The 12498-nt window shown below is 73.1% G+C and carries 9 protein-coding genes; 6 read left to right on the forward strand and 3 right to left on the reverse strand.

Annotated features, from left to right (window positions below):
- Positions 1–266: 266 nt before the first annotated feature.
- The 6 genes from OHB04_RS05035 to OHB04_RS05060 all read left to right on the forward strand — a co-directional run bounded on the left by OHB04_RS05035 (position 267) and on the right by OHB04_RS05060 (position 9767).
- On the forward strand, positions 267–1346 hold the full coding sequence (locus OHB04_RS05035) for a methyltransferase (protein ID WP_326686467.1): 1080 nt from the start codon (positions 267–269) through the stop codon (positions 1344–1346).
- 472 nt (positions 1347–1818) lie between these two features.
- Positions 1819–2925, forward strand: coding sequence for an enoyl-CoA hydratase/isomerase family protein (locus OHB04_RS05040; protein ID WP_326686468.1), 1107 nt, complete (start codon positions 1819–1821; stop codon positions 2923–2925).
- 157 nt (positions 2926–3082) lie between these two features.
- Positions 3083–5854, forward strand: a complete 2772-nt coding sequence (gene lanKC / locus OHB04_RS05045; protein ID WP_326806891.1) for a class III lanthionine synthetase LanKC — start codon at positions 3083–3085, stop codon at positions 5852–5854.
- A 47-nt stretch (positions 5855–5901) separates the two neighbouring features.
- Positions 5902–6024, forward strand: coding sequence for a SapB/AmfS family lanthipeptide (locus OHB04_RS05050; protein ID WP_016471140.1), 123 nt, complete (start codon positions 5902–5904; stop codon positions 6022–6024).
- A 64-nt stretch (positions 6025–6088) separates the two neighbouring features.
- Positions 6089–7879 carry an ABC transporter ATP-binding protein gene (locus OHB04_RS05055; protein ID WP_326806892.1) on the forward strand — a complete coding sequence of 597 codons (1791 nt, stop codon included), beginning with the start codon at positions 6089–6091 and terminating at the stop codon, positions 7877–7879.
- Positions 7872–9767, forward strand: coding sequence for an ATP-binding cassette domain-containing protein (locus OHB04_RS05060; RefSeq protein WP_442814781.1), 1896 nt, complete (start codon positions 7872–7874; stop codon positions 9765–9767). Before OHB04_RS05055 ends, OHB04_RS05060 begins: the two co-directional genes overlap by 8 nt.
- 15 nt (positions 9768–9782) lie before the next feature.
- Here OHB04_RS05060 and OHB04_RS05065 read toward each other — a convergent pair whose 3' ends face one another.
- The 3 genes from OHB04_RS05065 to OHB04_RS05075 form a co-directional block, all read right to left on the reverse strand.
- Positions 9783–10394 (reverse strand): response regulator transcription factor, encoded by a 612-nt coding sequence (locus OHB04_RS05065; protein WP_326686471.1) that lies wholly within the window; start codon positions 10392–10394, stop codon positions 9783–9785.
- Between the two features lie 195 nt (positions 10395–10589).
- Complete coding sequence (locus OHB04_RS05070) at positions 10590–11201, reverse strand: DUF2165 domain-containing protein (protein WP_326686472.1); 612 nt, start codon at positions 11199–11201, stop codon at positions 10590–10592.
- 22 nt (positions 11202–11223) lie between these two features.
- Positions 11224–12462: an MFS transporter gene (locus tag OHB04_RS05075; RefSeq protein WP_326686473.1), complete on the reverse strand. Its 1239-nt coding sequence runs from the start codon at positions 12460–12462 to the stop codon at positions 11224–11226.
- Positions 12463–12498: the final 36 nt, after the last annotated feature.

Here is a 12498-nt window from a genome sequence, read left to right on the forward strand (position 1 = left end):
GCCACCGGCCCACCACGGCGTCCGCCCCCCGTCAAGCCTATCCCTGCTCACCGCTCACCGGGTCAGTGCGGTGCGGCCACTTTCAAGGATCGCGGCGAATGGTCCGCCTTTCTGGACGCTGTGGTGCGTGTGACCGGTGCCGTCATGCTCCGGGGCCTCTGGTGCGGAATTAGAAGATCGCAGGGATCGGTAAAGGCGCCGGGGCTACGGTGATTTGAGTTCTCTTCGTGGCCACGGGGGGACAACGCCGCTGCGAGGAGGCTGGAATGACAGCGCGGGAGAGGGAGCAGGCCGCGGGCGAGGCTCAGGAGGCCAGGAACCGGCTCGTTCACCTGGTGTTCGGACACATGGCCGCGCGCACGGTGCGGGCCGCCGTCGAGTTCGGCATCGTCGACATCATCGGCGTCGACGGGGAGGGCACGGCGCAGGAGATCGCAGAGCGGTGCGGCACCCTCCCTCAGCCCACTCACCGGCTGCTGCGCGCGCTGGCCGGGCTCGGGCTGCTCACCGAGACCCGGCCGGGGAGCTTCACGGTCACCCCGACCGGCGCGCTGCTGAGCGAGAAGGACGAGAACTCCTTCGGCGCCTTCGTGCGGATGTTCCTCGACCCCGCGATGCTCCAGGCCTGGGACCAACTGGATGAGAGCATACGGACCGGGAAAACCGCTTTCGACACGGTCTTCGGCACCGACTTCTTCTCCTACCTGGACAAGCACCCCGACCTGTCGGCACGGTTCAACTCCGCCATGAGCCAGGGCACGCGGTCGATCACGGCGGCCCTGCCCTCGCTCTACGATTTCGCGCGCTTCACCACGGCCGTGGACATCGGAGGCGGCGACGGCACCTTGCTGTCGGCGGTGCTGAAGGGGACGCCGGCGCTGCGGGGCGTCGTGTACGACACGGCCGGCGGGCTCGCCCAGGCGAAGGCGACGTTCGAGCGGGAAGGGGTGGCCGACCGCGCCACCACCGCCGTCGGGAACTTCTTCGCCGCCGCGCCCCGGGGCGGCGACCTCTACCTGATCAAGAGCGTGCTCCACGACTGGAACGACGAGCAGTGCGTACGGATCCTGGGGCACATCCGGGACGCGATCCCCGACGAGGGGCGGCTGCTGATCGTGGAGCCCGTGATGCCGACGACCGCCGAGGCGCAGGGTGCCGGCGTGCCGTATCTGAGCGACCTGAACATGCTGGTGAACGTCGGCGGCAGGGAGCGTACGCGGGAGGACTTCGCCGAGCTGTGCCGCGCGGCGGGCTTCTCGGCGCCCTCCTTCACGCCGATCGGCCCGTCCGGCGGCTACTTCGCGATCGAGGCGGCCCCCGTCCCGGCTGCCACGCCGGGCTTCTAGTGCCGTGACCGGCAATGTTTGCCCGGAAGGAGCGTCGTCCGGCCCGTCGTGCAGGGACCCGAAGAGGCAGACCGGGGTGAGGCCGTGGTCCCATAAGGAGGCCGCCGCCTGGAGATGGGCGACCATCCGCCGCGGCGGGTGGTCCGCCGTCGCGCTGTGGCCTCTGTCGTCCAGGAACTGCCAGGAGTTCTGCGGGGTCATGGTGCGCAGTACCTCTCTCGCCGCGTCTTGATGTGTCGGACGGTGCGCCGTTCCCCCGGGGCAGCGGATGCGGCCGGACGCTGCCGCTGGAACGCCGTTCGCGGCACGAGCAGGCATTCCGCTGCGGGGCCGCTCAAGTCCTGCCCCTTGCCCGGCGGCCCTATCCGCCGCCGGGCCCCGTGTGCGCGGCGAGTACGGTGGCGGGAAGATCGTCCGCGCTGCCGCACCCTCCGTGGCGGGGCGCGCCGTCCCGGAAGGAGCGCACCCGCACATGTCCCGCACCGTCGGCCCCGGCCACGATCCCGCGAACGCGACCGACGAGGCCCCCGTCCTGGTGAGCGGGGACGGGCGGGTGGGCCGTATCCGGCTCAACCGGCCGCGTGCCCTCAACGCCCTCACCCACACCATGGTCCGTCTCGTCGCCCAGGCGCTGGACACCTGGGAGCGGGACGAGCGGGTGGCGGCCGTCGTGATCAGCGGCTCCGGCGGGCGCGGACTGTGCGCGGGCGGCGACATCCGGGGCATCCACGAGGACGTACGGCGGGGTGGCGGCCAGGAGTCGGCCGGCTTCTGGGCGGACGAGTACCGCCTCAACGCCCGTATCGCCCGCTACCCCAAGCCGTATGTGGCGCTCATGGACGGCGTGGTCATGGGTGGCGGCGTGGGGATCTCGGCGCACGGCGACGTCCGGGTCGTCACCGAGCGCGCGCTGGTGGCCATGCCGGAGACCGGCATCGGCTTCGTCCCCGACGTCGGCGGGACGTGGCTGCTGTCCCGGGCACCCGGCGAACTCGGCACCCACCTGGCGCTGACGGCCGCTCCGGTGGGCGCGGGAGACGCGCTGCTTTGCGGGCTCGCCGACCACCATGTGCCGAGCGACGCGCTGGAGGCCTTCGCCGGAGCGCTGGCGGACCACACCCCCGCCGAGGCCCTCGCCCGCTTCGCCACACCGGCGCCCGCGGCCGAACTGGCCCAGCGGCGTGGGTGGATCGACGCGTGCTACGCGGCCGGGAGTGTGGAGGAGATCCTGGGCCGGCTGCGCGACCACGGCGGCCAGGAGGCCAAGGAGGCGGCCGAACTGATCGAGTCCAGGTCGCCCACCTCCCTCAAGGTCACGCTCGCCGCGCTGCGCCGGGCCCGTCGGCTGACCCGCCTCGAAGAGGCGCTGGACCAGGAGTACCGCACCTCGCTGGCGACCCTTCACTCGCACGACTTCGCGGAGGGCGTGCGGGCGCAGATCGTCGACAAGGACCGCAGCCCGCGCTGGTCCCCGGCCACGCTCGCCGAGGTGCCCAAGTGGGAGGTGGAGCGGCACTTCGCCCCGCTGGAGGCGGGTGAACTGGGCCTCGGCTCCGAGAATCCGGGCGCGGATTCCTGATCCTTTCCGGGCCGATTCCGCGCTGATACAGGGCCGATCCGACTGAATTCGACGGGGTTACCCGTGCGTTCCTCACGGTCTGTTGGTGACAGATCCGACTATCGCTGTCCCCCTGGGTGTAGCAGTCTTGTCCCGTGCTTCCCAGGAAAGGGGAACGATGGACAAGCGGTACGAGATATTCTGCCTTGCCGACAGATATTTCTATGACACACCCGACCGTTTGTCCGATTCAGTGGATCATGCGGGAGAGCCCGCCGGATTTCCCGTGGCGCGACGCCCGGTACCGGCGGGGTGGCGCCAGACCCGCTCCGGAGACTGGCTGGAACTGAGGCCGCTGGAAGGTGAGTTCCCCCTCCAGGGCTGGAAGATCCACGCTTCGGCCTGCCTGGACAACGCGGACACCGTCGGAACCGCCGTGTGGGACTACTGCGTGCCGCGCGGAATCCCCTTCAAATTCGTCCCCGAACGCACCCAGCTCTACCTGCGCAATGCGAAATACGCGGGACGCGGCACCAGCGGAAAATTCGCCACCGTCTATCCGGCGGACGACACTCAACTCGAAAGCATTTTGAACGAGTTGGGCGGCATACTGCACGGCCAGGAGGGCCCGTACATCCTCACCGATCTGCGCTGGCACAAAGGGCCGCTCTACGTCCGTTACGGCGGCTTCGCGCCACGCTTCTGTGTGGATGAGAAGGGCCAGCTCGTGCCCGCCGTCGAGGACGGCACGGGACGGCTGGTGCCCGACCGCAAGGACCCGGCCTTCCGGGTGCCGGACGGCGTGGAGCTGCCCGCCTGCCTGCGTCCCCACCTGGAGGCACGCTCCTCCACCAGCGTCGGCGAGCTGCCGTACCGCATCGAGCGGGCCCTGCACTTCTCCAACGGGGGCGGCGTCTACGGCGGTACGGACCTGCGCGACGGACAGCGCGTCGTCCTCAAGGAGGCCCGCCCGCACGCCGGACTCGCCGCCGACGGCGCCGACGCGGTGGCCCGGCTGGAGCGCGAGAAGGCCGCACTCGAGCAGCTCGCCGGGCTGCCGGTGGTGCCCGGCGTGCGCGACTGGTTCGAGCTGGACGGACACCGCTTCCTGGTCATGGACGAACTGCCCGGCCAGACGCTCAACGCCTTCTTCGCCAAGCGTCACCCGCTGCTCAGCTCCGACCCCGACCCGGATGCCGTCGCCCGCCACACCGAGTGGGCGCTGCGGATGCACCGGCTGGTCGAGGAGGCGGTCGAGGCGGTCCACGCGCGGGGCATCGTCTTCAACGACCTGCACATGTTCAACATCATGGTCGCGCCCGACGAACAGTCCGTCGCCCTCCTCGACTTCGAGGCGGCGGCGCCCGCCGTGGAGAACCCCCGGCAGATCGTCGCCCACCCCGGCTTCATCGCCCCGCGCGATCGTGAACGCTTCGACATCGACCGCTACGCGCTGGCCTGTCTGCGGCTCGCGCTCCTGATACCGATGACGACGCTGCTGGCCGTCGACCGGAGCAAGGCGGCGGACCTCGCCCGTATCGCCGCCGAGCAGTTCCCCGGCCTGCCCGAGGAGTGGCTGAGCGAGGCGGTCGCCACCATCGAGGGCCCGCACCAGGACCTCGGCGAAGGCCGGCAGCAGGGCCTCGGCGATGACCCGCGTCAGGACCTCGCCGAGGGCCCGCGGCAGACCCGTCCGCCTTCCTCGCCCGCGTCCGGCGGACCGCCCGTGGCGCCCGCCGACTGGCCGGCGGCGCGCGAGTCCATGGCCGCCGCGATCCTCGCCTCGGCCACGCCCCAGCGGGACGACCGGCTCTTCCCCGGTGACATCGCGCAGTTCGCCGACGGCGGCGGGATCGGCCTCGCGCACGGCGCCGCCGGGGTGCTCCACGCACTCGCCGAGACGGGCGCCGCCACCTGCCCGGAGGGCGAGGAGTGGCTGCTGCGCCACACCGAACCCCCGCCGCGCGGCACTCCGCTGGGCCTCTACGACGGCTTACCCGGCGTCTCCTGTGTGCTCGCCCGCTTCGGGCACACCAAACGGGCGCTTGAGCTGACCGAACGCGTGCTGGATGAGAAGTGGCAGCGCCTGGGCACCTCCTTGTACGGCGGGCTCGCCGGGCTGGGCCTGGCCCTGGACCAGCTCGCCGAGGACACCGGCGAACTCGGCCTGCGGGCCCACGCGTGGGAGGCGGCACACCTGCTGTCCCGGCGGCTCACCGCCGAACCCGGCGAAACCGCCGGCTCCCCGGGCGCGGGCGCCGCGCCCGTCCCCCGCAGAGCGGGGCTGCTGCACGGCGCGAGCGGCGCCGCGCTGTTCTACCTGCGGCTGTACGAGCGCCGGGGCGACCCCGCGCTGCTCGATCTGGCGGAAAGCGCGCTGGGCCGCGATCTGGCGCTCTGCGTCCGCGACAGCTCGGGGACCTTGCAGGTGGACGAGGGCAGCCGCACCATGCCCTACCTGGGTGCGGGCAGCGTCGGCATCGCGGCGGTGCTCGACGACTTCCTCGTACACCGCCCGGACCACGCCGCGTTCGCCCAGGCCCGGCTCGACATCCTGCCCGCGGCGCGCATGCGGTACTACGCACAGCCCGGGCTCTTCCAGGGCCGCGCCGGGATGCTGCTCCACCTCAGCAGGACCACGGCACCCGGCGTCACCGAGGACGACCGCGCGGCGCAGCTCGACGGGCTCGGCTGGTACGGCATGGCCTACCAGGGCGCGCTGGCCTTCCCCGGCGACCAGATGATGCGGCTGTCGATGGACCTCGCCACCGGGACCGCCGGCTGTCTGCTCGCCGCGGGTGCCGCGGCGGCGGTCCGCGACGCACGTCCGCTGCCGGGCCTGCCCTTCATGCCGCCACCACGGGCGAGTTCGCCCTCCCAGCCGCCGCACGGCGGCACACAGACCGGCCTCCGGGGCGGGGGCCGTACCGAAGCACCACCGTCCCTGTAACAGCACAACCCACATCCCGCTCACACACCGAACGGAAGGACACCACCATGGCACTTCTCGACCTTCAGACGATGGAGCCCGAGGAGCGGACCGGCGGCGGCGACGACAGCAGCGCGAGCCTCCTGCTCTGCGACAAGCACAGCTCTCACAGCACGCTGCTCTGTCTGTAACCAAGTGAAGCAGGCACCCGGTGCTCCCGGGCGGGGCGCAAGCCCCGCCCGCGAGCACCACCCCGTGGGAGAGCGAGAGCACGACAAGGCGGCGGACCCCGCGGCACACAGCGCGGCGGCCGACCGTCTGCTGCTTGTCGAGGGCCGGCGCCAATGGCGGCGCACCACAGCCCTCTTCCTGTGCGCCACGGCCTCCTCGGGCGCGGCGCTCGCGCTGCCCGCGGTCCTCGGCCGCACCCTGGACCTGCTGCTCGCCGACGCCGACGCGGGCGGCTGGCTCGCGCTGTGCGCGGCCCTGACCTGTGCGCTGGTGGCGCTGGACGCCGCCGATACGGTGCTCACCGGCACCCTCAACTCCCGTACGACAGCCCGGCTGCGCTCCCGTCTGACGGGCCACCTGCTGGCCCTCGGCCCCGCGCGCGCCGGCCGCTTCACCCACGGCGACCTGGTCACCCGCTGCACGGGGAACGCGGCCCATGCCGGTACCGGGCCCACGACGGCGGCCTCCGCGCTCGCAGCGCTGGTGACCCCGCTGGGCGGCCTCGTCGCGCTCGCGCTGCTCGACTGGCGGCTGGCGGCCGTCTTCCTCGCGGGCACGCCGCTGCTGGCACTGCTGCTGCGCGCCTTCTCCCGTACGTCGACCGACTGCGTGACCCGCTACCAGGAGGCGCAGGCCCGCATCGCCGGACGGCTGGTGGAGGCGCTGGGCGGGGCGCGCACCCTCGCGGCGGGCGGCATCGTGGAGCGCGAACGGGCCCGCGTGCTGGGCCCGTTGCCCTCGCTGAGCGCGCAGGGCCACCGGACCTGGCAGGTGCAGGGCCGCGCGACGGCGCAGGCGGCCGTGCTGGTGCCGCTGCTCCAGGTGGCCGTCATCGCGGTCGGCGGAGTGCTGCTGTCCTCGGGCGCGCTGAGCGTGGGCGGGCTCGTCGCCTCGGCCCGCTACGCCGTGCTCGCGGCGGGCGTCGGTACCCTGGTGGGGCAGCTCAACGGCCTGGTACGCGGCAGGACGGCGGCCCGCAGGCTGGCCGAGGTGCTGGAGGTGCCCGGGATCTCACATGGGCACCTGACGCTGCCGGAGCCCCAGCCTCCGGTGCGCCGGGCACGGCCCGCACCCCAGGGCCGGCTGGAGCTGCGCGGCGTGTGCGCCTCCTACGACGGCCGCGCGGTGCTGCGCGGGGTGGACCTGACCGTGCCCGCCGGGGCGACCGTCGCCGTGGTGGGGCGCTCGGGCTCGGGCAAGTCGCTGCTGGCGGCCCTCGCGGGACGGCTCGCCGAGCCGGAAGCGGGCAGTGTGCTGCTGGACGGCACCGATCTGGCCCTGCTGGAGCGTACGGAGCTTCGGCGGGCCGTCGGCTTCGCCTTCGAGCGGCCGGTGCTCTTCGGCGGCACCGTCGCCGACGCCATCGCCGCGGGACTCCCACCGGACACCGGCCGGCCGCGCTCCCGGGTGCGCGAGGCGGCGCGCGCCGCCTGCGCCGACAGCTTCGTCCGCACCCTGCCACGCGGGTACGACACCCCCTGTGCCGAGGCGCCGCTGTCCGGCGGCGAGGTGCAACGCCTGGGCCTGGCACGGGCGTTCGCGCACGGGGGACGGCTGCTGGTCCTGGACGACGCGACCTCCAGCCTGGACACGGTCACCGAGCTGAAGGTGTCCCAGGCGCTGTGGGGGGAGGCCGCGCGCTCCCGCACCCGGCTGGTGGTCGCGCACCGCGCCTCCTCCGCGGCCCGCGCCGAGCTGACGGCGTGGCTGGAGGACGGCCGGATTCGCGCACTGGCGCCGCACGCCGAACTGTGGCATGTACCCGACTACCGGGCCCTGTTCGGATCAGGGCCCGCGAGGTCCCAGGATGGGTAGGTACGACGGGATGGGCAGGCACGACGGCAGGCAGGGACTGGTACAGGCAGGTGTGCGCTTCCTCGTACGGCGGCCCCGCGTGCTGTGGGCACTCGCCGGCTGGTCCGTGCTGGAGGCGGCGCACACCTTCGCACTCGGGTTCGCACTGGCCCGCGCGCTGGACGACGGCTTCCTCAAGGGCCGCCCCGATGTCGGGCTCTGGTGGCTGGCGGGGGCCGGACTCGGCCTGCTCGCGGGTGCGCTGGGCACGGCGCGGGTCTACCGCCAGGTGGCGGCGCTGGCCGAGCCGCTCCGTGACGATCTGGTGCGCCGCGTCGTGGGACGGGCGCTGTACGACGCCGTCACCCTCACCGGCTCGCCGCACACGCCGGACGCGGGCGGCGCCGGGGGGCCGGGCGGCGCGGGAGCCGTCTCGCGCCTGACCCATCAGGTGGAGATCGCCCGGGACAGCTTCGCCGGGCTGGTGATGGTCTCCCGCTCGTTCGTGTTCACCCTGGCAGGAGCGCTGGCGGGGCTGTTCTCGCTCGCGCCCGTCCTGCTGGCCGTCGTCCTGCCTCCGCTGACGGCCGGGCTGGCGATCTTCGCGTGCACGCTGCGCCCGCTGGCCCGCAGACAGCGGGACTTCCTGGTCGCGGACGAGGAACTGGCCCACGAGGTGGGACGTACGGCCGGCGCGCTGCGGGATGTGACCGCCTGCGGCGCAGAGGACGAGGTACGGCGGGAGGCCGAAGCCCGCATCGCCGCCGAGCGGCGGGCCGCCGACGCGCTCGCCCGCTGGGGCGTGACGCGCGCACTGGCCCTGGGGGTGGGCGGCCGGCTGCCCGTGGTGCTCCTGCTGGTGCTGACGCCGTGGCTGCTCACGCGCGGGGTGACGGCCGGCGCCCTGGCGGGCGCGCTGACCTATCTGACCCAGGCGCTGCTGCCCGCCCTCCAGAGCCTGGTGCACGGGCTGGGCGGAGCGGGTGCGCGGCTGGCCGTGGTGATCGGCCGACTGCGCGCGAGCCCGCCCCCGTGGTCGCCTCCATCGCCGGACCCCGTGCTCCCCCGTCCCGCCCGCAGGGCCGGGACGCCGTCGCCCGCACTGGAGTTGCGGGGGCTGAGCTTCGCCTACGGCCCGGCGGCCGAGCCCGTGCTGAGCGAGCTGGATCTGGTGGTGCCGGCCGGGGAGCACCTGGCGGTGGTGGGGCCGAGCGGAGCGGGCAAGTCCACGCTGGCCCTCCTCGCCGCGGGGCTGCTGACGCCCTCCGGCGGCAGCGCCTGGGCCCACGGCCGGCCCGTGGCTCCGCCTCCGGCAGCCGGTGACGTACGGGCGGGGGGCCTGGAGCGGGTGCTGATCCCGCAGGAGGCATATGTGTTCACGGGCAGCGTGCGCGAGAACCTCAGCTGTCTGCTGCCGGGACGCGAGGGAACAGGACGAGGGGAACCCGGAAGAGGGGAGACGGGACGCGTGCGGAACGGTTCGCCGCTCGTCGCCGGAGCCGCCGACGACGCCGCGCTGTGGCGGGCCGCCGGGAGGGTCGGCGCCGGGGAACTGGTGCGGCGGCTCGGCGGGCCCGGCGGGACGGTGGATCCGGTGGCGCTCTCCGCGGGGGAGCGCCAGTTGCTGGCACTGGCGCGCGCGTGCCTGACCCCCGCACCGCTGGTGGTGCTGGACGAGGCGACCAGCCATCTGGACCCGGCGGCCGAGGAATTCGCGGAACGCGCCTTCGCCCGGCGGGAGGGCACGCTGGTGGTGATCGCGCACCGCGTCAGCTCGGCGCTGCGGGCCGACCGGGTGCTGGTGCTGGACGGGCCCCGCACCTGCTGCGGGACCCACGCCGACCTCCTGCGCCGCTCGCCGCTCTACCGCGACCTCACGGCCGGTTGGGCGCCGCACCAGCGCGCCTAGGGTCTTTCGTTTGGATCACAGCCAGCCGGCGCCCTGCGAGATCCGAATGGCGTCCACGCGGTTCCGGGCCCCGGTCTTGCGGGTGATGGCGGACATGTAGTTGCGCACGGTGCCCGTCGAGAGCCCTAATCGGCGCGCTATCTCCGGGACGGAGGCGCCTTCGGCCGCGGCCGAGAGCACCGTCAGCTCCCGTCTGCTCAGCGGCACTTCGGATGCCCGCAGCAGGGTCCCGGCCAGCGCGTTGTCGACGAAGCGCTCTCCCTTGGCGACGCGCCGGATGCCGGTGACGAGCTGCTCGGGCAGCGCGTCCTTGCACACGAACCCCTGCACTCCCGCGTCCAGCGCCCGGCGCAGCGCCCCCGGGCAGTTCTGACTGACCAGCACGAGCAGCCGCTGCGCCCCGCGCTTGGCGCCCGGCGCCCGGGAGAGCCCCGCCAGCTCGTCCAGCGGGGATCGCCCGGTCACATCGGCGTCGACCACGCATACGTCGGCGGTCAGCGCGCGCGTCATGCGCACCGCTTCCCGCCACGGCGCGGACTCGATGGCCATGTCCGGCTCTTTTCCGACCAGTGCCGCCAACGCACATCTGATGATTCGCACGTCGTGCACCAACAGCACACGGATCACTTCAAGTCCCCCAAATGCCCGATGTCAACTCATGACAGGCCCCGCTCCATACATACAAGCTCAGACGAAGGAAAAGACGGGGAGTTTCGGCCACGCATCGACACGAGTGGTATGCGCTGTGTTAGGGGGCCACACCACCGGTCATGAGGGAACACCGCGTACACCGGGAGCGCGTTCTGCCGCGATGAGCACCTCTCAACCCGGCGGACCAGGCACGGAAGTGGATCCGGCAAGGCGCCCCCCGGCGGACACGATCAGGCTGAGGACGAGAGCGAACAGCACGGTCACGGTGTTCTGGAACGCCGGATCCATGCCGTTCCACTTGTCGTTGAGATACATCGCGAACCAGTTGCCCCCGATCACCGTGAAGCCGAGGAAGAAGATCAGCAGCCCCACCAGTCCCCCGGCGAGGACGGAGCGCTGCGCCCGGTCCCAGGCGGCGGGCCGGGCTCTTCGCAGCAGTCCGCACACTCCGCCGTGGAGCAGCAGCGCGCCCGCCGCCGTCTCGCCCGCGATGATGACGGCATAGACCACAGCCGCGAACCAGGTGGCGTGAATCTCACGCCACTCGAAGCCGTTGCCCTCCGGCATGCCGTCGCCGGAGAGCACACCCTTGACGAACTCCCAGTTGCTGCCGGGATTGGTGAGGTTGTCGAAGGCGACGAGCAGGAAGTACAGCGCGGACATCACCGTCACGCAGGAGCTCACGACCCGCGCGTGGCGCCACAGCCCTGCCGTGTCCTCCTGCTTCGGCTGCCCCTCCTGCTCCATCCGCCCCTGCTGCTCCGGCCGTTCGGGTACTGGCATCGCAATTCCCTTCCGTTTTCGGTCAGCTCTTCTTGTACACGACTCCGTCCGCGAGCGAGGGCGGAGTGCTTCCCGAGGTCTGCCCGGTGACGGCCTCCGGCATATCCGGCTCCTTCAGACCGCGCAGCAGCAGCCGGCCGAGGGCGGGCAAGGCGATCAGCGGCGCGAGAGCGGTCTGGAGGGTCGTGGCGTCGGCGAGGGCGCCGATGAGCGGGCTGACCAGGCCCCCGATGCTGACGGTCAGGCCCAGGGTCACGCCGCCGGCGGTACCCACCCGCCGGGGCAAGTAGTCCTGGCCGAGGGTGACATGGAGGGAGAAGGGCACGTACAGCCCGGCCGAGGTGAGCGCGACGCACACGTACAGCAGCGGCCCGGGGACGAAGACCACTCCGGCGACGGCCAAGGCGGTCAGGGCGTAGGACCACTGGACGACGGGGACCCGGCCCCAGCGGGCGGCGAACATGCCCCCGGCCACGGTGCCCACCGCGCCGCCGAGGTAGAGCACGAACAGCGCCACCGTGCCGGAGACTTCGCCGCCGCCGGTGCGCTGGCGCACGTACAGCGCGATGAACGCGCTGAGGCCGACGAAGACCACCGAGCGGCACACGATGGCTCCCGACAGCTTGCCGAAGGACGCCCAGTCGTCCCTGCCCACGGTCCGGCCCGTGCCCGCCGCCGTGGCCGCGGCGGGAGCCCGCACCCCCCGCAGCGCGGCCACGCACAGCGCCGCACCCGCGAGGGCCGGGACGAGCAGCAGGGGGGAGGCGCGCAGTCCGCCGGTCGCGACGACGCCAGAGACCAGCAACGGGGCCGCGGCGAAGCCGAGGTTGCCGCCGAGGGAGAACCAGCTCATCGCGGTGTGGCTGCCCCCGGCGGCCCGGCGCGCCACACGTGCGGCCTCCGGGTGATACGCCGCGACGCCGATCCCGGACACCGCGGCGAGGGCGAGAGTGAGGGCGTACGAGCCGCCGACCCCGGCCAGAGCCACTCCGGCGCCGCCCACCAGCGTGCTCACCGGCAGCAGCCACGGCATGGCCCACTTGTCGGTGAGGGCGCCGAACAGCGGCTGCACAACCGAGGAGAGAAGGGAGGCGGCCAGGACCACGCCGGAGGCGGCGGCGTAGGTGTAGGCGCGCTCGGAGACGAAGAAGGGCACCAGGGCCGCCACCGCGCCCTGGTAGATGTCCACGCAGGCGTGCCCCAGGGACAGCAGCGTGAGAGGTCGGATGCGCGAGGCCGGGCTCGCCGGGTTCGTTGGCACCCGCTCATCGTCGCGACGGCACCGGCTGGCGCGCTT

Source organism: Streptomyces sp. NBC_01775 (assembly GCF_035917675.1).
Taxonomy (GTDB): Bacteria; Actinomycetota; Actinomycetes; order Streptomycetales; family Streptomycetaceae; genus Streptomyces.

Coding starts and splice junctions, on each gene's coding strand:
- OHB04_RS05070 (WP_326686472.1), bottom strand. CDS start 11,201: ATGCCAGTACCCGAACGGCCGGAGCAGCAGGGGCGGATGGAGCAGGAG.
- OHB04_RS05050 (WP_016471140.1), top strand. CDS start 5,902: ATGGCACTTCTCGACCTTCAGACGATGGAGCCCGAGGAGCGGACCGGC.
- OHB04_RS05035 (WP_326686467.1), top strand. CDS start 267: ATGACAGCGCGGGAGAGGGAGCAGGCCGCGGGCGAGGCTCAGGAGGCC.
- OHB04_RS05040 (WP_326686468.1), top strand. CDS start 1,819: ATGTCCCGCACCGTCGGCCCCGGCCACGATCCCGCGAACGCGACCGAC.
- OHB04_RS05060 (WP_442814781.1), top strand. CDS start 7,872: ATGGGTAGGTACGACGGGATGGGCAGGCACGACGGCAGGCAGGGACTG.
- lanKC (WP_326806891.1), top strand. CDS start 3,083: ATGGACAAGCGGTACGAGATATTCTGCCTTGCCGACAGATATTTCTAT.